The organism is Mycetocola manganoxydans (assembly GCF_003667545.1).
Taxonomy (GTDB): domain Bacteria; phylum Actinomycetota; class Actinomycetes; order Actinomycetales; family Microbacteriaceae; genus Mycetocola_A; species Mycetocola_A manganoxydans.
Window position 1 is genome coordinate 137,194 of record NZ_RCUV01000006.1, and the last position, 20,292, is coordinate 157,485.

Sequence of the window (20,292 nt, forward strand, 5' to 3'; positions counted from 1 at the left end):
GTCCTCCTAACCGATTCGTTCTTTACGGCCGAGAAGGCCCTGGGGTTTGACGAGCAGGACGGCGATGAGCACGACGAGTGCCCCCACGTATTTGATGTCCGACGGGATCCACAGAGTCGAGACCTCGACGAGGAGCCCGACGATGATGGCACCGAGGAGAGCGCCGAACGCCGTCCCCAGTCCGCCGAGGACGATCGCGCCGAAGACGAGCAGCAGGATCTGCGTTCCCATGTCCCATTTGATTCCCGGGCGGAAGTAGGCCCAGAGGATGCCGGCGAGACCCGCGAGTGCCGCGGCGAGGATCCACACGATGCGGATGACCTTGTCGACGTCGATGCCGCTGGCTGCTGCGAGCGACGGGTTGTCGGAGATCGCTCGGGTCGCCTTGCCGGTCCGGGTGTTGACGAGCCACCACGCGACTCCGAGGAGGACGATGATCGACGTCGCCATGCTCACGATGTCGGTGACGGAGAGCGTGACCGAACCGAACAGCGCGATCTGTGCTCCGCCGGCGCCCGGCAGCTGGAAAGTGCCTCCGCCGATGAAGTAGAGGAAGACGTAGCGGACGAGGAGGGACAGGCCGATCGAGACGATCATCACCTGGACGATGCCGACGCCCTTCTTCCTCAGCGGGCGCCAGAGCCCGGTATCGAGGACGTACCCGAACACTCCGCTCATCACCACCGCTGCCGGGAGTGCGACCCAGATGGGCAACTGGAGGTTGGTGAATACGAGCGCCATCACGGCGCCGAACGTCACCATCTCACCGTGGGCGAAGTTCGACAGGCCGGTCGTTCCGAAGACGAGGGAGGCACCGATCGCCGCGAGGGCGAGGAGCAGCCCGAAGTTGAGGCCGTTCACGGTCCGCTCGACCAGCTGGTCGAAGAAACTCGTCGTGACACGCACTCCCTCACCGAGGAAGTAGTTCACGATCTTCGAGTTGGTGAGGGCGATTTCGGACTCGACCGATGCCGATCCCTCCGCGACGATGACCCCCTCGGGGAGTGTCTCCTCGTCGAGGGTGACGGTGTACGTGCCCTTCTCGGGGACGCCGATCTTCCACTTGCCCTCGGCGTCCGTCTCGACCTCGGCGTTGTAACCGTTGCCGTCGACGGTGATCGTGACGTCTTCGAGAGCTTTGCTCTCGTACTTCACGTTGCCGGCGAAGTAGAAGTCGTATTCCTCACCGACCTCATCAGCCTGAGCGGGTGCCGCTGTCGCTGTCTGCAGTATCAGCGCGCCGAACAGCAGTGCGATGAACAGCAGGATCGAGCGCGCGCGGCGCGGGGCTTGGACTGAATGAGGGGAACTCACTGCACCTCCAGTGCGGGACCGCCAGGTCCCTCGGGCAGGAAACCGGAAGGTCCCCTGAGCATCTTTCGCCAAACGGCTCTGTTAGACGATACGACCCGATTATGACCTACATGTTTCGAACATGGGTATTCCTCACCTCAAAGTGCCCAGCTTGGGGGCATAATCGTTACCTTTCTGCGGTTAGCATTAACTACCGGTCCGATGTCCTGTTTTTCGGGCATCCGTCGCACTGCTGACGCCGGTAATTTCACCGCGAAGGGAAGCAATGGAAACCTCAGACCCGTTCGGCTTTATCGGACTGACGTACGACGACGTTCTGCTGCTGCCCGGGCACACGGATGTCATCCCCAGCGAAGCCGAGACGTTCTCGCGACTCACCCGTCGCATCACGGTGGCAACCCCGCTCCTCTCGAGCGCGATGGACACCGTCACCGAATCGCGTATGGCGATCGCCATGGCGCGCCAGGGCGGCATCGGCATCCTGCACCGCAACCTTTCCATCGGGGACCAGGCCGAGCACGTCGACCTCGTCAAGCGCAGTGAATCGGGAATGATCACCAACCCGGTCACCACGACCCCGGATGCCACGGTGGCCGAGGTCGACGCGATCTGCGGCCAGTTCCGCGTGTCTGGACTCCCCGTGATCGACAACGACGGCGTTCTCGTCGGCATCATCACCAACCGCGACATGCGCTTCGTCGCCCCGTTCGAGAAGGCGACCACGCCCGTTCGCGACGTCATGAGCCGGATGCCGCTCATCACGGCTCCCGTCGGAATCGACCCGGACGACGCAATCGCGATCCTCGCCGAGCATCGGATCGAGAAGCTTCCCCTCGTCGACGCGGCGGGCAAGCTCAAGGGCCTCATCACGGTCAAGGACTTCGACAAGAGCGAGAAGTACCCGAACGCGACGAAGGATGATGAGGGCCGACTCCGTGTCGGTGCGGCCATCGGATTCTTCGGTGACGCCTGGCAGCGCGCAGGCGCCCTCGTTGACGCCGGCGTCGATGTGCTCGTCGTCGACACCGCCAACGGTGACTCGGCGGGAGTCCTCGACATCATCAAAAAGCTCAAGGCGGACAAGGCATTCGCCGGGGTCGACGTCATCGGTGGGAACGTCGCGACCCGTTCGGGCGCGAAGGCCATCGCCGAAGCAGGCGCTGACGCTGTGAAGGTCGGCGTCGGGCCAGGTTCCATCTGCACCACGCGCGTCGTCGCCGGCGTCGGCGTTCCCCAGGTGACCGCCGTATACGAGGCATCCCTCGCCGCCCGCGAGTACGACGTGCCCGTGATCGCCGACGGCGGACTGCAGTACTCGGGCGACATCGCCAAAGCGCTCGTCGCCGGTGCGGACACCGTCATGCTCGGCTCGCTGCTCGCCGGGTGTGACGAGAGCCCGGGAGAGCTCGTGTTCGTCAACGGCAAGCAATTCAAGACCTACCGAGGCATGGGATCGCTCGGCGCACTCCAGACGCGCGGCGAGAAGACCTCGTACTCCAAGGACCGCTACTTCCAGAACGACGTTCCGAGCGACGACAAGCTCATCCCAGAGGGCATCGAAGGCCAGGTTCCTTACCGCGGTCCGCTCTCCGCCGTCGCGTACCAGCTCATCGGCGGCCTCCGCCAGTCGATGTTCTACGTGGGTGCCCGCACGATCGACGAGCTCAAGTCGAAGGGAAAGTTCGTGCGGATCACCTCCGCCGGGCTCAAGGAATCGCACCCGCACGACGTGCAGATCGTCGTCGAGGCGCCGAACTACCGCCGCTGAGTCGCTTCGTCCTCACGAACTCACCCGTTCCGGACCGCTTCACCCGTTACACCGGGTGAGTTCGTCCGGGACGGGTGTTTTCGCGGAGCTTCGCTCCGCGCGGGTAGGCTGGGGGAGTGAGTATGGAAACTGAAATCGGTGCATCCAAGCGTGCACGTCGCGCGTACGCCTTCGACGACATCGCTGTGGTGCCCTCCCGCCGGACCCGTGACCCCGAGGATGTCTCGGTCACCTGGGGGATCGACGCGTACCAGTTCGACATCCCCTTCCTCGCCGCTCCCATGGACTCGGTGGTCTCCCCGACGACCGCGATCATGATGGGCAAACTCGGCGGCGTCGGCGTGCTCGACCTCGAGGGACTCTGGACCAGGTACGACGACCCGGAACCGCTGCTCGCCGAAATCCGCTCCCTGCCCGACGCTCAGTCCACGGCCCGGATGCAGGAAATCTACTCCGAGCCGATCAAACCCGAGCTTGTGACCCAGCGCCTCGCCGAGATCCGAGCCGCTGGAGTCACCGTCGCCGGTGCTCTGTCACCGCAGCGCACGCAGGAGCTTCACGAGACGGTGCTCGCCGCCGGGGTCGACCTCTTCGTCATCCGCGGAACCACCGTCTCCGCCGAGCACGTCTCCAAGAACCAGGAACCGCTCAACCTCAAGGAGTTCATCTACGAACTCGACGTCCCCGTGATCGTTGGCGGTGCAGCCACCTACACGGCGGCACTGCACCTCATGCGCACGGGCGCTGCCGGCGTTCTCGTCGGATTCGGCGGGGGAGCAGCGTCGACCACGCGCGCGACCCTCGGCATCCACGCTCCGATGGCCACCGCCGTCGCAGACATCGCCGGCGCTCGCCGCGACTACATGGACGAGTCAGGCGGACGGTACGTCCACGTCATCGCCGACGGTGGTCTCGGCACGGCGGGTGACATCGTCAAGGCTGTCGCCTGTGGAGCAGACGCCGTCATGCTCGGAACCACACTCGCACGGGCGACGGATGCTCCAGGAGGCGGTTTCCACTGGGGCACGGAGGCCTACCACTCCCAGCTGCCGCGCGGCCGCCGGGTCGAGGTCGGCCAGGTCGGCTCGCTCGAGGAGATCCTTTACGGCCCCGCAAGCGTCGCGGACGGCAAAGCGAACCTCGTCGGCGCCCTCCGCCGATCGATGGCGACCACCGGGTACTCGGACCTCAAGGAATTCCAGCGGGTCGAGGTCGTCCTCGCTCCGTACCACTCCCGCTGATCGCGGGCGTCCTCAGTCGAAGATCCGGCGGAGGACGTTCGTGTTCGCGAGGTCGATGAGTTCCTCGCCGCGTCCGGACAGGACGGTGCGGATGGCGTAGAGGGTGAAGCCCTTTGCCTGCTCTGCCGTGATCGCCGGCGGGATCGACAGTTCCTGTCGCGCGGTGACCACGTCGATGAGCGCGGGTCCGTCATGGGCGAACGCGTCGGCGAGTGCTGAGGGAAGGTCGTCCGGGCGTTCCACCCTGACGCCGTGGAGTCCCATCGCCCTCGCCATGTCGGCGAAGTTCGGGTTGACCAGTTCCGTGCCGGAGTTCACGAGGCCGGCCGCCTTCATCTCGAGCTCCACGAAATTGAGCGATGAGTTGTTGAAGACGACGACCTTCACCGGCAGCTGATTCTGCACGAGGGTGAGCAGTTCGCCGAGCATCATCGTGAGCCCGCCGTCTCCGGCGAGCGCGATCACCTGACGGGACGGGTGGGATGCCTGCGCTCCGATTCCTTGCGAGACCGCGTTCGCCATCGTGCCGTGGCTGAAGGACCCGATCAGCCGTCTGCGGCCGTTCATGGTCAGGTACCTGCTCGCCCAGACAACGGGCGAACCCACGTCCGGGAGGAAGACCGCGTCGTCGTCGGCCAGTTCGTCGATCAGGCGGGTCAGGTACTGCGGGTGGATGGGTGCCCGGTTGCGGTCGTTGGTGGCGAGGTCGTCGAGTCCTTTCCTGCTCTTTTTGTAGTGCTTGACCGACCGCTCCAGGTGCCCGCGGTCCTGCTTGCGCTCGACGAGGGGGAGCAGCACCTGTGCCGTGTCGCGCACGGTGCCGACGAGACCCAGGTCGAGCGGCGTTCGTCGGCCGAGCTGTTCGCCTCGCACGTCGACCTGGATGACTTTCGCATTCTCCGGGAAGAACTGCGGGTACGGAAAATCGGTGCCGAGCATGAGCAGCGTGTCGCACGACAGCATGGCGGAATAGCCCGACGCGAAACCCAGCAACCCGGTCATGCCGACGTCGAACGGGTTGTCGTATTCGATGTGTTCCTTGCCGCGCATGGCGTGGACGATCGGGGCGCCGAGCGCGTCCGCGAGTGCGAGGACCTCGGAATGAGCCCCGGCCACACCGGCGCCGGCCAGGATCGTCACCTTGTCAGCGTCGTTCAGGAGCCGGGCCGCCTCCGCGAGTCCTTCGGCCGAGGGGAGGACGGAGCTCGACGTCGGACGAATGGCGACCGTGCGCGCGCTCTCCGCCGACTTCTGCAGAATGTCTCCGGGAATCACGACGACGGCGACACCCCTGCGCTCGATCGCGGTGCGCATGGCGATCTCGAGGATGCGCGGCATCTGCTCGGGCGAACCGACCATCTCGCAATACACGCTGCACTCGCGGAACAACTCCTGCGGGTGCGTCTCCTGGAAGTAGTTGGAACCGATCTCCGAGCTCGGGATGTGGCTCGCGATCGCGAGCACGGGCACGCGCGATCGGTTGGCGTCGAAGAGACCGTTGATGAGGTGCAGGTTCCCAGGTCCGCAACTGGCCGCACACACCGCGAGCTCACCGGTGAGGGCTGCTTCTGCGGATGCAGCGAGGGCTGCCGCTTCCTCGTGCCGGACGTGCACCCAGTCAAGCTCTCCCCGAAGCGCATCGGTGAGCCCGTTGAGGGAGTCACCGGCGAGCCCGTAGATGCGTGACACCCCGCTCGCTTTCAGTGTGTCGACCATGTTTTCGGCGATCGTGCCCATAGTTGCTCCTCACGAGGCGGGGTGGATGTGCATCTCGAGTCCAGCACAGTGCGCGCGGATATGTAAGAGCGCCGTGCGTCGGCGCAAGGCCGTTGTCCTGCCAGACCCGGTGCGTTAGCGTCGAAAAGACATGTGGTGGCGTAGCCTGTCGGTGCCATCTCAGCGGCAGTCCGGGAATCGTGACAGGTTCGATCCCGGTGGAGGCAAGAATGGCCAATAAAAACACCGTTTCCCGCTCAACCAAGCTCGGTATGGAGGAACGCTCGGCGGCGATCGAGGCCCTCAAGACCAAGGAACTCGACATCCTCGTCGTCGGAGGCGGCATCGTCGGCGCCGGCAGTGCACTGGATGCCGTCACTCGCGGACTCTCCACAGGCATCCTCGAGGCGCGCGACTGGTCGAGCGGCACGTCGAGCCGCTCGTCGAAACTGGTGCACGGTGGCATCCGTTACCTGGAGCAACTGGACTTCCGGCTCGTGCGCGAAGCGCTCATCGAACGTGGACTGCTGCTCCAGCGGATCGCCCCTCACCTCGTCAAGCCGGTGAAGTTCCTCTACCCGCTCAACCGCCCGGTGTTCGAGCGCTTCTACATCGGCGCAGGCATGCTGCTGTACGACCTCTTCAGCTACACCGGCGGCCGGCCCCCCGGTGTGCCCCACCACCGTCACCTGTCGAAGCGACAGGTTCAGAAGTCGATCCCGTCTCTGCGCAACAACGCCTTCGTCGGCGGGCTCACCTACTACGACGCACAGGTCGACGACGCCCGCTATGTGGCATCCCTCGTGCGTACCGCCTCGTCCTACGGCGCACACGCCGCGAGCAGGGTGCGCGTCGAAGGATTCCTCAAGGTCGGCCAGCGCGTTGTCGGCGTGAAAGCGCACGACCTGCAGACCGGGGAGCGATTCGACGTCCGCGCACGACAGGTGGTCAACGCCACCGGTGTCTGGACCGACGACACCCAGGCGATGGTCGGCGAACGCGGCCAGTTCAAGGTGCGGGCATCCAAGGGCATCCATCTCCTCGTTCCCCGCGACCGATTCCAGTCGACGATGGGCCTCCTGCTCCGCACGGAGAAGAGCGTGCTCTTCGTCATCCCGTGGGGGCGCCACTGGATCATCGGGACGACGGACACCGACTGGGATCTCGACAAGGCGCACCCGGCGGCGACCGCGGCCGACATCGACTACCTGCTCGAGCAGGTGAACAAGGTGCTCGCCATACCGCTCACGCGGGACGACGTCGAAGGGGTGTACGCGGGACTGCGGCCGCTGCTCGCCGGCGAGTCGGACCAGACCTCGAAGCTCTCACGCGAACACCTCGTCGCTCACTCGGTGCCGGGGCTCGTCGTCATCGCCGGTGGCAAGTGGACCACGTATCGGGTCATGGCGAAGGATGCCATCGACGCGGCCGCCGATGCCCTCGACGGTAAGGTCCCTCAGTCCACAACAGACAACATCGCCCTTCTCGGGGCGGAGGGCTACCAGGCGGCGTGGAACAAGCGAGGCAAGATCGCCCGCGCCTTCGGTGTGCACAAGGCACGGATCGAGCACCTGCTCAACCGCTACGGTGTGCTGACCGACGAACTGCTCGACCTGTTGAGGGAACGCCCGGAACTCGGCGAACCGCTCCCCGGTGCCGACGATTACATCGGTGCGGAGGTCGTGTACGCGGCGACGCACGAGGGGGCACTCCACCTCGAAGACGTGCTCGCCCGCCGAACCCGCATCTCGATCGAGTCGTGGGACCGCGGAGTCTCTGCGGCGCCCGTTGCCGCCCGCCTCATGGCCGACGTGCTCGGCTGGGACGAGGAACGCGTCGATCACGAGGTCGCGACCTACCTCAAGCGCGTCGCGGCTGAACGCGCATCGCAAGAGCAGCCGGACGACGAATCAGCCGACCGGGTCCGCCTCGAAGCACCCGAGGTCGTTCCCGCGAAGTGACGTCTGCCCGCCTCCCGCCATCACGGCGGGAGGCGGGATGCCCTCCGGTAGACTCGGGGATACCTGCCGTACGTCCGTGACACGCCCCGGTATTGGTTCGCGCCCGGAACGCCCGCGTCGAACGCCGGAGCGCGGGCGCCGGTGATGCGGCGAACACAGCGAAGCGAGACCACCATTTCCAGCAGTCCCCAGGCATCCGACCCGGCACAGCTCTCGCACCCCACCCTCGGGCAGACGATGGCCCAGCCCCGCTGGATCGCGATGCTCCTGCTCGCTCTGATCGTCTCAGGTGCATTCGCCTGGCTCGGGCAGTGGCAGCTCGAACGGGCCGTGGTGTCGACGGAAAACGCCGAGCGGCCGACGGAGTCCGTCGTTCCCCTCGACAGCGTCGCGACAGCCGGAAAGCCGCTTCGCGACGACGTCATCGGCCAGCTCGTCGAGGTGGAAGGCTCCTGGGTTCCCGGCGACTTCCTCGTCATCACGGAACGCGTGAACCTCGACGTGGTCGGGTATTGGGTGGCTGGGCACCTGTCGACCGGGGCAGATGCCGACTCGGCCTCGATTGCGATCGCCCTCGGCTGGACCGAAGAACGCTCCGTCGCCGAGGACGTGGCGGAGGAACTCAACACGGATGCCCCGGCATCCGTCGTCGAGATCACCGGTCGTCTCAACGCGTCCCAGGGGGCAGAGCTGCCCGCCGACGGGGAGGACCCGTTCGACCTGAACCGGATGTCGGTCGCCGCTCTGGTGAACATCTGGCCGGGCATGGCCGAGTGGCCGGTATACAACGCATACGTCGTCGCGGACGAGGCGCCCGAAGCGCTCGTCACGATCGACGCGCCCGCGGTGGAAGGCGAGACCACGGTCAACTGGCTCAACATCTTCTACGCGATCGAGTGGGTCGTCTTCGCCGGGTTCGCGATCTTCCTCTGGTTCCGCCTGGTGAAGGACTCCTGGGAGCGCGACCAGGAGGAGCGCGAGCTGCTCGCCGCCGGGATCGACCCCGAAACCGGACGCGTAGAATAGAGCCATGCCCCTTCCCCCTCGTGAAAGAGACCTGCCGCGAATCCCCGGCGCTCTGAGGTTCTACAAAATCTCGTCGATCGTCACCGGTGTCCTGCTTCTCCTGTTGTGCGCCGAGATGATCATGAAGTACTTCTTCGGTCTCGAACTCGAGCTCGGCGGGGCCTACGGGTTCCTCGCCTTCGTGCCGAGCGACAGCCTGCAGGCGATCAACCTCTCGCTCGGGATCCTCATGGTCCACGGTTGGGGCTACGTGGTCTACCTTTTCGCCGACTTCCGGATCTGGAGCCTCATGCGCTGGTCCTTCCCGAAGTTCCTGCTCATCGCCCTCGGTGGCGTGATTCCTTTCCTCTCGTTCTTCCTCGAAGTCCGCATCGTCCGCGAAGTGAAGGCGTATCTCGCGTCTCGCACGGCATCCGCAAGCATCACCCCAGAATCAGTGGAGGCATCCCATTAGCGAGCAGGCAACCAGCGCCCGCCCCGTTCTCGTCGTCGACTTCGGCGCCCAGTACGCCCAGCTCATCGCGCGACGCGTGCGTGAGGCCGGCGTGTACTCCGAGATCGTCCCATCCACGATCACCGCTGCTGAGGTGGCCGACAAGAACCCGGTCGGCATCGTCCTGTCCGGTGGGCCATCGAGCGTGTACGAAGATGGCGCGCCGTCGCTCGACGCGCGGATCTTCGACCTCGAGGTCCCCACGCTCGGCATCTGCTACGGCTTCCAGGTCATGGCCCGCGCCCTCGGCGGCGAAGTCGCGAACACCGGCCTCCGTGAATACGGGTCGACGGATGCCGCGCTCTCCACCGACGGCGGGGTGCTCCTCTCCGGCCAGCCCGCCGACCAGACCGTGTGGATGAGCCACGGAGACTCTGTCTCGCAGGCGCCGGAGGGATTTACCGTGCTCGCGTCGACGGCATCAACTCCCGTCGCAGCCTTCGGTAACGACGAGCGCAAGCTCTACGGAGTGCAGTGGCACCCAGAGGTGAAGCACTCCGCTTATGGACAGGACGTCCTCGAGAACTTCCTCCACCGAGCCGCCGGGATCCCCGCCGACTGGAATCCGGGGAATGTCATCGCTGAGCAGGTCGGTCGCATCCGTTCCCAGATCGGCACGGGCAAGGTCATCTGCGGTCTCTCAGGTGGAGTGGACTCGGCAGTTGCGGCTGCCCTCGTCCACGAAGCGGTCGGGGACCAGCTCGTCTGCGTCTTCGTCGACCACGGGCTCCTGCGCCAGGACGAACGCCGTCAGGTCGAAGAGGACTACGTCGCCGCAACCGGCGTGCGCCTCATCACCGTCGACGCCCGTGAGCAGTTCCTCAACGCGCTCGCCGGGGTCAGCGATCCTGAGACCAAGCGCAAGATCATCGGCCGCGAGTTCATCCGTACGTTCGAGAAGGCCCAGGCCGACCTCATCGCCGAGTCCCTCGAAGACGACGGCGACCCGATCGCGTTCCTCGTGCAGGGAACCCTGTACCCCGACGTCGTCGAATCCGGTGGCGGTTCAGGTACCGCCAACATCAAGAGCCACCACAACGTCGGCGGACTCCCGGACGACCTCACCTTCGAACTCGTCGAACCGCTCCGTACCCTGTTCAAGGACGAGGTCCGCGCGATCGGCCGCGAGCTCGGTCTTCCCGAGGTCATCGTCGGCCGCCAGCCGTTCCCGGGCCCCGGTCTCGGCATCCGCATCGTCGGAGAAGTGACCGCTGAACGGCTCGACCTGCTTCGCAAGGCGGATGCCATCGCCCGCCACGAACTGACGGCCGCCGGTCTCGACAACGAGATCTGGCAGTGCCCTGTCGTGCTGCTTGCCGATGTTCGCTCCGTTGGAGTCCAGGGCGACGGCCGCACCTACGGGCACCCGATCGTGCTGCGTCCGGTCAGCTCCGAAGACGCGATGACAGCGGACTGGACGCGCCTCCCGTACGACGTGCTCGCGAAGATCTCGAACCGGATCACCAACGAAGTGGATGGCGTCAACCGCGTCGTCCTCGACGTGACGTCGAAGCCACCGGGAACTATTGAGTGGGAGTGAGAGTTGAGGTGAGGGTCGAGGGTTTTGCTCCTCAGCTCAGACAATGAGTAGGTCGCCGGCCCTCCGGCCGTGGGCGGCCTCCGGACCATCGACCCACTCATAACTCGACACCCCGCAAAACCCTCGACCCTCACCGCCGGGGGTGGTCGCTGGCCCTCCGGCCGTGGGCGGCCTCCGGACCATCGACCCACTCATAACTCGACACCCCGCAAAGCACCTCCCCCTCGCCCGCCGCTGTCTCGTTGCTCGATTTACAGGAGATTGCACGATTTGCAGGAGGGTTTCGCGGATTCTGTCCTGTTATGCGTGCGATTACCTGATTACCGTTCGAGCGTTCGCGGTTGGGGGAGCGCGGCGGCGAGGACGGTTTCGGCCATCTCACGCGCAAGGGCGAACGGGTCCGGGAAGGTGCCCATCCCGAGGGTGACGATCGCTCCCTCATAGAGGAGCATGAGCATCCGAGCGGTGCCTTCAGGGTCGTTCGTACCCGCCCCGCGGCTCAGGTCAGCGAAGAGTCCCAGGAGCCATGCTTTCTGGCGCGAGACCTCCGGCAACAGGGAACCGCCGTTGTCGACTCCGATCTCGGCGCGGGCGTTGATCGCACTGCACCCCTTCGGGCTATTGTCGGACGACCAGGCGATCGCGGCGTCAAAAATCGCCAGGATGCGCGCTGCGCCGGGATCGGGAACCCGCGCGAGGTGCGTGTCGAGGTGCGCCCGCCAGTTGTCGTCCCTCGACTTCAGATAGGCGACGACCAGCGCCTCCTTTGAACCGAAACGGTCGTAGAGCGTCTTCTTCGTGACACCGGCTGCCTCGGCGATGGTATCCACGCCGACCGCGTGAATGCCCCGTTCGTAGAACAGGCGAGATGCAGCCTCGAGCACCCGCAGGGCGGCCGGGGTCAGGGGAGGGTCCACGACGGTCATGACTCTGAGTATACCAACCTGTATAGTCGATGCCATTAGTAAACAGATCGGTATACTTCACGCGGTCGTCACGGTGCTGGCGGCAGCAGCCTTCGTGGCGTCGTGGAGCTCGGGGTTTCTCATCGCCGCGGTCGTGACGGTCGATACTCCCGCCACCACGCTGCTCGTGTGGCGCTTCGTGCCCGTCGCCATCGTGCTCGTCGTGATCGTGCTCGCGACGGGTGCTATCGGGGACGTCCGGCGGTCGGACCTTCGGCATCAGGCGATCGTCGGGCTCTTCGCCCAGTTCGGCTACTGCGTGTTCGTCTACGCGGCGATCGCGAGCGGCATCGCATCCGGCACGACGGCGCTCGTCGATGCCGTGCAGCCACTCGTCGTCGCGACGCTCGTCGGGCCGTTGCTCGGGCTGCGGGTGCGCGCTGCCCAGTGGGCCGGCCTCGTCCTCGGCGCCATGGGGGTCGTCCTCGTGGTTCGTTCGCAGCTCGGTGATGAGGGTGCGCATCCGTTCGCATACGCCCTCCCGGCCCTCGCCATGGTCTCTCTCATCATCGCCACGTTCCTCGACCGTCGTTCGACGACCCGGCTGCCGGTTCTCGTGACCCTGATGATCCACGTGGTCGTCACATCCATCGCCCTTCTCGTTCTTGCCGGGGCGCTGGGCACGCTCATTCCCCCCGCGTCGCCGATGTTCTGGCTGCAGGCGGCACTCGCGGCGGTCTTCCCGACCGTCGCCGCGTACGGTCTCTACTGGTGGCTGCTGCGCCGGGTCGGGATCACCGCACTCAACGCCCTGCTCTTCCTCGTCGCACCGGTGACCGCAGCGGAGGGGGCGCTGCTCCTGGGTGAGCCGCTGACCGGCCTGACCCTCGTCGGGTTCGCGCTCGCGGGTGGCGGAGTCGCTCTCGTGCTGGTCAGCGAAGCGCGAGCGAGCCGGGATCAGGCGATGCCTGCGGTATCCGCGACGCGAGAAACGGATGCCGCCGCCTCTTCATGACGGCGTCGGCGGCATCCGATCGGGCGTTGAGGTCGAACGGTTGACAGGGAATCCTAGGGTTCACAGGCGGGTTTCGCCCGAAATCTCCTGCGAATCGTGCGATCTCCGGTAATGGTTCGACGTTCGGGTCAGGAACCGGGCGCGTAGCGATCGGCGCGCACGAGGATGACGCCGGCGAGGATGCCGACTCCTCCGACGAGCTGGAGCGGCCCGGGAAGTTCGGCGAGCAGGAGCCACGACGCGAGCACCGCGAAGACGACCTCCGAGAGTCCGACGAACGACGCGATGCGAGTGCCGAGGCGAGCGGTCGCGACGATGCCGGTGACGTACGCGGCGACCGTCGAGATGAGCGCGAGGGCGAGGATGGGAACGAGCCAGGACGTCCGGATGCCGATCATCGTGACATCCGCCGTCGAGAACTGCATCGGGAGCAGGCCGATCACTCCGCAGATCGCGACGACGATCGTGCCGATCACGAGGCCGCCGCCGGCGAGGACAAGCGGGGGGAGGTCGTCGCTGATCCGGGTGCCGAGCACGAAGTAGGTCGCGAGCGACAGCGCGGCGAGAAGCGCCCACGCCACTCCGAGCGGGTGCACGGTCTGTGCGCCGGTGAGATCCAGCACGAACACCATGCCGACCACCGCGAGAATCGTGCCGAGAATCGTACGGATGCCGGGGCGGCGTCTCGTTTGCGCCCAGACCAGGAGGACGAGAAGAACCGGTGCCAGGTATTCGATGAGGAGGGCGACGCCGACGGACATGTACGACACCGCGTTGAAGAAGCCGACCTGCGCACCGGCGATGGCGACGGCGCCGTACAGGGCGATCGTGGATCCGCTCGTGCGGAGGGTACGCCAGCGCCCGCGCATCATCCACAGGGTCGGGATGAGCAGGACGAGCGCTGCTCCGCCGACCCGGGCCAGAACAGCGGCGCCGGGGGACCAGCCAGCATCCATGAGCGCTTTCGCGAACGGGCCACTGAGGGCGAAGGTGAACGCCGAGACGAGGGCGACGACGATTCCCGCCGCTTGCGTGCGTGAGGCGGGCCGGACGGCATCCGTGTCGGTCAGTGCTGTGGTCATGCTGGGATCCGCCCGGAACGCTGACAGTGCATGTCAGGAGTGAAAAAGGTTATGCTCATGACAGTAAACCCGAATCGCGTCAGGAGTCAACATGCTCTTTGCACATGACACCGAAGTGTCGCTCGCCACGGCGGCCGCGCTCATCAATACCGAGCCACACGCCTCGCACAGCGGAGAAGACGAACTATCAACGCCCGAGCAGGTGGTGGCCTTCCTCGACAGGTTCGGCTTCACCGGTTCCCGGGCCGGCGATGAGCAGGAACTCGGCGAGATGCGTGCACTGCGACCACGCCTGCGTCAATTGTGGAGCCGTGACAGGGACGGTGTCGTCGAGCTGATCAACGAGCTCCTGCGGGAAGCGGATGCGCTGCCGCAACTCGTGCGCCACGGCGACTGGGATTGGCACCTGCATGCGACGCCTCCCAGCGCCCCGGTCGCTCAGCGAACCCAGGTGGAGACGGCGATGGCGGTCATCGACCTTGTGCGAGCCGATGAGCTCTCACGATTGCGGCTGTGTGCCGCTGATGATTGCGACGCCGTCGTCGTCGACCTGTCGCGCAACCGGTCACGCCGGTATTGCGACGTCGGCAATTGCGGCAACCGGATGAACGTCGCGGCGTATCGGCAGCGGTTGCGCGGCGCGTGAGTCCGCTCAGCCCTCGACGATGATGCCGAGCTGGGCGGCGAAGAGCTGTGCCAACTCCGTGACCTGCACGTCGTTGACCGTCGCGCCCGCGAGACCCTCGAGCCCGTGAACGGCCCGGAAGTCGAGACCGCGCAGGTCGACATGCTTGAGCGAGGCCCTGGTGACATCCAGAGTCTTGACGGTGGTGGCTGGGAAAGCCACGCGGGTCAGGGTCGCACCACCGAGATCGAGCTCGTCGATCGTGCAGTCCTCGAAGATCACGTCGGCGAGCGACGAACCGCGCAGGTTCACGTAGCCGAGCTTGCACCCGCGGACCCGGACGGAGTTCCAGGTCGTATCGAAGAGTTCGGCTGAGCCGAGGCGTGACCGTTCGAGCACGACATCGCGCAGGCTCGAGCGGGACATCCGGAGCACGGGGGCGTTCACGCCCGTCAGCGTCGTCTCGATGAACCGGGCGCCGCGCAGGTTTGCGTCGTCGAAGTCGACGCCGTCGAGCGCACACTCCCTGAGGGTCAGGCCGGTGAGGTCACGGCCGCTGAAGTCGACGCCGGTGAACGATTCCAGTTCCAGGTCTCCGTCTGCGTCGACGGATGCCGCGTCGCCTTCCTCGCGCACAACGCTGCGCAGCGCATCGATCCGTGGTGGCTGGGTGCGGGATTTCATTCGTGCGTCCTGACGTGCGTGGCTGGCGAAGAAAAACCCCCGCCGTGCCGGCTGGGCCGGTCGGCGGGGGTTGGATATTCAGGGGAACTACTCGCGCGTGATGGCGAGCATCCGGAGGATCTCGAGGTACAGCCAGATGACCGTGACCATGATGCCGAACGCTCCGGTCCAGCCGAACTTGCGCGGTGCCCGGTTCTGCACGCCCTTCTGGATGAAGTCGAAGTCGAGCACGAGGGAATAAGCACCGAGGATGACGCACAGCACACCGAGGATGAGGCCGATCGGGATGCCCGCGATGTCTTCGCCACGGAGACCGAACGGGTTGTCGGTCAGGCCGAACATCTGCATGCCCACGTTGATGAGCGAGAAGATGAGGTACCCGACCATCGCGATCATGAAGACCTTGGTGGCCTTCTTCGACGCGCGGATCTTGCCGCTCGCAAACAGCGCCAGGGTCACACCGACGACGGTGAGGGTGGCGAGAACAGCCTGGATGACGATGCCGGGAGCGATGCTCTCGAAGATGTACGAGATGCCACCGACGAACACGCCCTGGGCCGCAGCGTAGGCGAGGATCAGCGGAGCGGACGGCTCCTTCTTGAAGATGTTGACCATCGCGAGGATGAAACCGATGATCGCCGCACCGAAGACGAGGGCGGGCATGACCGCTCCGAGCGCCCAGCCGGCAACAGCGCCGACGACGAGAACGCCGAAGGCGATCCCGCTCTTCATGACGGTGTCTTCGACGGTCATCCGGTCGGCCTGAACGGGTCCGGCTGCCGGGCGGTTGTACATGTCCTGCAGCTCGGTCGCGCTCGCGGTCTGAACGGCGAGTGCGTTTGGCTGCGTGAATGCCGGGTTTCTGAACGCCGGGTTGTTCGATGCCATGTGTACGTTGTTTCCTTCTCAGTCGTAACGGCTGGAATGTGGTCGGACCGCGAAGCGGTACCTTCGTCCAATCTAGCGGTCTTTACTGGAAAACGCTGTGGACATCAGGGGTATTCCAAGCGCATCGTTATGATCCGGATCCCCGCGAACTAGGCTCGGGTCATGACAGCTCCCGGCCAGGCTTCGCCGCTCATCATCGGCCACAGGGGCGCCCCCGGATACCGTCCGGAGCACTCACGGTCGTCCTACGATCTCGCCCTCGCGCTCGGGGCGGATGCCGTCGAGCCGGATATCGTCGCGACGAAAGACGGGGTTCTCGTTCTCCGCCACGAAAACGAGATCTCCGGCACCACCGATGTCGCCGACCGGCCGGAGTTCAGCTCGCTCCGCGCAACCAAAATCGTCGACGGCGCCGAGATGACCGGTTGGTTCACCGAGGACTTCACCTGGGACGAACTCGCAACGCTGCGGGTAAAAGAGCGGATCCCTGCGGTTCGCCCGTCGAGCGCGAGTTTCGACGGGTCGTCCGGCATCCTGCGGCTGCGGGACCTGGTCGACATTCTCGACAGGGCATCGGCGGAGTCGGGCCGCGACATCGGGATGGTGGCCGAGATCAAACACGCGACCTATTTCGAGAACGCCGGCCTTCCGCTCGACGAGTTGCTGGCATCCGACCTGGCCGGAACCCGGTACGCCGACGGAAGCGGTCTGATCGTCGAAGCGTTCGAACGGACGGTGCTGCACCAGCTCGCCGCCCGGGGAATGCGAGCGACATACATCTACCTTCTCGAGAAGAAGGGGCGGCCGTTCGACGCCGTCGCCGCGCTCGGCAAGGACGCTCCGAAATACGCTGAATCGCTGACCGATCCCGGCCTCGACGGGCTCGCCGCCGACCAGGTCATCGACGGGATCAGTGTGGACAAGTCGCTGTTGTTCTCCTCCGACGGCTCGACCAACGACCTCGTGGAGCGCGCACATGCTCGCGGCCTCACCGTCTTCACCTGGACCCTCCGGCCGGAAAACAGGTTTCTCCGCAAGCCGTTTCGGTCCGATGGACCACCGGAGTCGTTCGGGAACTGGGAGGAGGAGTTCGACGCGATCCTCCGAACCGGTGTCGATGGTGTGTTCTGCGACCACCCGGATCTCGGCGTGGCGGCGAGGGACGCGCTCGATCGGTGAGGGATGTCGGATGCCCGGCCTAAACTGGAAGCGATATGGCGAGCACTCCTACCCCAGACACGCACTCAGCGACCCCGGTCATCATGGACGGGTGGAAGACCGCCGCCATCCCTGGGGCTGGTGACCAGAAGCAGCACGCTGGGAGCCGGCTTCTCGACGGACTCAATCCGCAACAGCGAGAGGCCGTCGAGTACCGCGGGCAGGCGCTCCTCATCGTTGCCGGTGCCGGCTCAGGCAAGACGAGTGTCCTGACCCGCCGCATCGCGGGACTGCTCGAGAACCGCGAGGCCTGGCCGAGCCAGATCCTCGCCATCACCTTCACCAACAAGGCCGCTGCAGAGATGCGGGAGCGTGTTCGTGCCCTCGTCGGCGGAGCAGCGGAGGGCATGTGGATCTCGACGTTCCACTCCGCGTGTGTGCGGATCCTGCGTCGCGAAGCCGAGAACTTCGGCTTCACGCGGAACTTCACCATCTACGACTCGTCCGATTCGCGCGTGCTCATCAAACGGATCATCAAGGAACAGGGTGCAGACGTTCTCGGGTTCACCCCGGCGAACGTGTCGGCGAAGATCTCGAAACTCAAGAACGAACTCGCCGATGTCGACAGTTACGCCCGAAACGCCAACATGGACGACCCCAACGAGGTGGCGTTCCTCCAGATCTTCCGGGCATACACGCGGGCGCTGACGGCAGCGAACGCGTTCGACTTCGACGACCTCATCGGCCAGACCGTCTACCTGTTCCGGGCATTCCCGCAGGTTGCGGCTGCGTACCGCAAGCGGTTCACTCACGTGCTCGTCGACGAGTACCAGGACACCAACCACGCGCAGTACGCGCTCATCCGCGAACTCACCCGGCCGCCCACCGTCGAAGACGACGCCCTCGTCGCGTCCGGCAACGGAGCATCCCTCACCGTCGTCGGTGACTCGGACCAGTCGATCTACGCCTTCCGTGGTGCTGACATCCGCAACATCGTCGAATTCGAGCGGGACTTCCCCGGCGCGAAGGTCATCCTGCTCGAGCAGAACTACCGTTCCACCCAGAACATCCTCACCGCCGCGAACTCGGTGATCGCCAACAACTTCGACCGCAAAGACAAAAAACTGTGGACCGCCGTCGGTGACGGGGAGAAGATCGTCGGGTACACCGGGTACTCCGGGCACGACGAAGCCCAGTTCGTCGCGGACGAGATCGAGAAACTCCACCTCGCGGGAACCGCGTACAGCGACATCGCGGTGTTCTACCGCACCAACTCCCAGACCCGTGCCCTGGAAGAAATCTTCATCCGGTCCGCTCTGCCGTACCGGATCATGGGTGGCACCAAGTTCTACGAACGCGCCGAGGTGAAGGATGCCATGGCGTACCTCATCTCGGTCGCGAACCCCGCAGACATGCTCGCGCTCCGCCGCGTCCTCAACACCCCGAAGCGCGGCATCGGTCCGGCCACCGAGACCGCACTGTTCAGCTTCGCCGAGGACAACGGCCTGAGCTTCCGTGAAGCGATGCGGGAGGCAACGGGACTCGGACTCGGGCCCAAAGTGACGAACGCCATCCTGTCTCTCTCGGCACTGCTCGACGAAGGCGAGAAGCTCGTCGCGGAAGGCAAGGTCTCTGACGTCCTCACCCTGCTCGTGACCAAGAGCGGCCTGATCGAGGCTCTCCGCGCATCCCGCGATCCTCAGGACGAGGCTCGCGCAGAGAACATCGAAGAGCTCATCGCCGTGGCGAAGGACTTCGAGCGGAACAACCCCGATGGCGAACTCGTCGACTTCCTCACCGAGGTGTCACTCGTCGCCGCTGCCGATGACCTCGACGACTCCAGCGGAACCGTGTCGCTCATGACTCTGCACACGGCGAAGGGCCTCGAATACGACGCAGTCTTCCTGACCGGAATCGAAGAAGACCTCCTGCCGCACCGGATGTCTGCGTCCGAACCGGGCGGACCCGCTGAAGAACGACGACTGTTCTATGTCGGCATCACCCGCGCGCGCAAGCGACTCTTCCTCTCGCTCGCGATGACGCGAGCCCAGTACGGCGAGACCGCCGTCGCAATGCCCAGCAGGTACCTGCAGGAGATCCCCGCCGAACTCATCGAATGGCGACAGTCACCGGGGATGGCGAACTCTCGCGGCGGCAGCCAGCCGCGCGCGCTCAACGCCAACCGGTCCAAGTGGACCGGCGGTACCGGTGACGCACTGTCGAACCGCCCGCTCACCGAGAAGCGCGACTGGCCCAACCGGATCACGAACCAGGTCCGCAACAACGGAGACCTCGAGCTCGCGTCCGGCGACCGCATCCGCCACACCGACTTCGGTGAAGGGCGGGTCCAGTCGGTCACCGGTGAAGGGGCGAAGCGCATCGCCCATGTCGCCTTCGACGCCGCCGGGTTCAAGAAACTCCTCATCAAAATCGCACCGATCGAGAAAATCTGATGCTCCGCACCATGTTCACGGCCAAGATCCACCGGGCCACCGTCACCCACGCCGACCTGCACTACGTCGGCTCGATCACTGTCGACCTCGACCTGCTCGACGAGGCAGACATCCTGCCGGGTGAACTGGTGTCGATCGTCGACGTGACGAACGGAAGCCGACTCGAGACGTACACGATCGCGGGGGAGCGCGGCAGCGGCGTCATCGGCATCAACGGGGCAGCCGCGCGACTCGTCGCCGTCGGAGACACCGTCATCCTCATCGCCTACGGGCAGATGAGCACTGACGAAGCCCGCGACCTCGTTCCCCGGGTCGTCCACGTCGACGGGAACAACCGCATCATCGCCGTCGGCAGCGACCCGGCCGAAGCCGTCGTCGGCGGGCTTGAGTCTCCGCCGCACGCTCTCCGGGCATAGAGCAGGA

At 65.5% G+C, this 20,292-nt stretch carries 17 protein-coding genes; 11 read left to right on the forward strand and 6 right to left on the reverse strand.

Annotated features, from left to right (window positions below):
• Positions 1 to 6: 6 nt before the first annotated feature.
• The gene (locus tag D9V29_RS06255) at positions 7 to 1,314 is read right to left on the reverse strand and encodes a branched-chain amino acid ABC transporter permease (RefSeq protein ID WP_121672475.1); all 1,308 of its coding nucleotides are present in this window, start codon (positions 1,312 to 1,314) and stop codon (positions 7 to 9) included.
• 265 nt (positions 1,315 to 1,579) lie between these two features.
• On the opposite strand from D9V29_RS06255, the gene guaB reads away from it, so the two are divergent.
• Positions 1,580 to 3,082: an IMP dehydrogenase gene (gene guaB / locus D9V29_RS06260; protein ID WP_121672476.1), complete on the forward strand. Its 1,503-nt coding sequence runs from the start codon at positions 1,580 to 1,582 to the stop codon at positions 3,080 to 3,082.
• Positions 3,083 to 3,204: 122 nt separating this feature from the next.
• Positions 3,205 to 4,323 carry a GuaB3 family IMP dehydrogenase-related protein gene (locus D9V29_RS06265; protein ID WP_121672477.1) on the forward strand — a complete coding sequence of 373 codons (1,119 nt, stop codon included), beginning with the start codon at positions 3,205 to 3,207 and terminating at the stop codon, positions 4,321 to 4,323.
• A 12-nt stretch (positions 4,324 to 4,335) separates the two neighbouring features.
• Here the strand turns inward: D9V29_RS06265 and poxB are convergent, their stop codons facing one another.
• Entirely contained in the window at positions 4,336 to 6,060 is a 1,725-nt protein-coding gene (gene poxB / locus D9V29_RS06270) for a ubiquinone-dependent pyruvate dehydrogenase (protein ID WP_121672478.1), read from the reverse strand.
• Positions 6,061 to 6,269: 209 nt separating this feature from the next.
• On the opposite strand from poxB, the gene D9V29_RS06275 reads away from it, so the two are divergent.
• The 4 genes from D9V29_RS06275 to guaA all read left to right on the forward strand — a co-directional run bounded on the left by D9V29_RS06275 (position 6,270) and on the right by guaA (position 11,059).
• A complete protein-coding gene (locus D9V29_RS06275) occupies positions 6,270 to 8,000 on the forward strand; it encodes a glycerol-3-phosphate dehydrogenase/oxidase (protein ID WP_121672479.1) in 1,731 nt (576 codons plus the stop codon).
• Positions 8,001 to 8,144: 144 nt separating this feature from the next.
• Positions 8,145 to 9,026 carry an SURF1 family protein gene (locus D9V29_RS06280; RefSeq protein ID WP_121672480.1) on the forward strand — a complete coding sequence of 294 codons (882 nt, stop codon included), beginning with the start codon at positions 8,145 to 8,147 and terminating at the stop codon, positions 9,024 to 9,026.
• 4 nt (positions 9,027 to 9,030) lie between these two features.
• On the forward strand, positions 9,031 to 9,480 hold the full coding sequence (locus D9V29_RS06285; RefSeq protein ID WP_121672481.1) for a DUF3817 domain-containing protein: 450 nt from the start codon (positions 9,031 to 9,033) through the stop codon (positions 9,478 to 9,480).
• Positions 9,476 to 11,059, forward strand: coding sequence for a glutamine-hydrolyzing GMP synthase (gene guaA / locus D9V29_RS06290; RefSeq protein WP_121672482.1), 1,584 nt, complete (start codon positions 9,476 to 9,478; stop codon positions 11,057 to 11,059). Before D9V29_RS06285 ends, guaA begins: the two co-directional genes overlap by 5 nt.
• Before the next feature lie 320 nt (positions 11,060 to 11,379).
• On the opposite strand, the gene D9V29_RS06295 is transcribed toward guaA, so the two are convergent.
• Entirely contained in the window at positions 11,380 to 11,985 is a 606-nt protein-coding gene (locus tag D9V29_RS06295; protein ID WP_121672483.1) for a TetR/AcrR family transcriptional regulator, read from the reverse strand.
• Here D9V29_RS06295 and D9V29_RS06300 point away from each other — a divergent pair.
• Complete coding sequence (locus tag D9V29_RS06300) at positions 11,984 to 12,979, forward strand: DMT family transporter (protein ID WP_121672484.1); 996 nt, start codon at positions 11,984 to 11,986, stop codon at positions 12,977 to 12,979. The two genes, D9V29_RS06295 and D9V29_RS06300, sit on opposite strands and share 2 nt — an antisense overlap.
• Before the next feature lie 128 nt (positions 12,980 to 13,107).
• On the opposite strand, the gene D9V29_RS06305 is transcribed toward D9V29_RS06300, so the two are convergent.
• Positions 13,108 to 14,061, reverse strand: a complete 954-nt coding sequence (locus D9V29_RS06305) for an EamA family transporter (protein ID WP_121672485.1) — start codon at positions 14,059 to 14,061, stop codon at positions 13,108 to 13,110.
• Between the two features lie 91 nt (positions 14,062 to 14,152).
• On the opposite strand from D9V29_RS06305, the gene D9V29_RS06310 reads away from it, so the two are divergent.
• Positions 14,153 to 14,707, forward strand: coding sequence for a CGNR zinc finger domain-containing protein (locus D9V29_RS06310; protein WP_121672486.1), 555 nt, complete (start codon positions 14,153 to 14,155; stop codon positions 14,705 to 14,707).
• A 6-nt stretch (positions 14,708 to 14,713) separates the two neighbouring features.
• Here D9V29_RS06310 and D9V29_RS06315 read toward each other — a convergent pair whose 3' ends face one another.
• Both D9V29_RS06315 and D9V29_RS06320 read right to left on the reverse strand, forming a co-directional pair.
• On the reverse strand, positions 14,714 to 15,370 hold the full coding sequence (locus D9V29_RS06315) for a pentapeptide repeat-containing protein (RefSeq protein ID WP_121672487.1): 657 nt from the start codon (positions 15,368 to 15,370) through the stop codon (positions 14,714 to 14,716).
• Between the two features lie 87 nt (positions 15,371 to 15,457).
• Complete coding sequence (locus D9V29_RS06320; protein ID WP_121672488.1) at positions 15,458 to 16,258, reverse strand: Bax inhibitor-1/YccA family protein; 801 nt, start codon at positions 16,256 to 16,258, stop codon at positions 15,458 to 15,460.
• Between the two features lie 162 nt (positions 16,259 to 16,420).
• Between D9V29_RS06320 and D9V29_RS06325 the strand changes: the two genes are divergently transcribed.
• The 3 genes from D9V29_RS06325 to panD are packed head-to-tail and all read left to right on the forward strand — an operon-like array spanning position 16,421 to position 20,285.
• A complete protein-coding gene (locus D9V29_RS06325; RefSeq protein ID WP_121672489.1) occupies positions 16,421 to 17,437 on the forward strand; it encodes a glycerophosphodiester phosphodiesterase family protein in 1,017 nt (338 codons plus the stop codon).
• Between the two features lie 35 nt (positions 17,438 to 17,472).
• The gene (locus D9V29_RS06330; RefSeq protein WP_121672490.1) at positions 17,473 to 19,869 is read left to right on the forward strand and encodes an ATP-dependent helicase; all 2,397 of its coding nucleotides are present in this window, start codon (positions 17,473 to 17,475) and stop codon (positions 19,867 to 19,869) included.
• Positions 19,869 to 20,285 (forward strand): aspartate 1-decarboxylase, encoded by a 417-nt coding sequence (gene panD, locus D9V29_RS06335; RefSeq protein WP_121672491.1) that lies wholly within the window; start codon positions 19,869 to 19,871, stop codon positions 20,283 to 20,285. The genes D9V29_RS06330 and panD overlap by 1 nt, the downstream gene beginning before the upstream one ends.
• Positions 20,286 to 20,292: the final 7 nt, after the last annotated feature.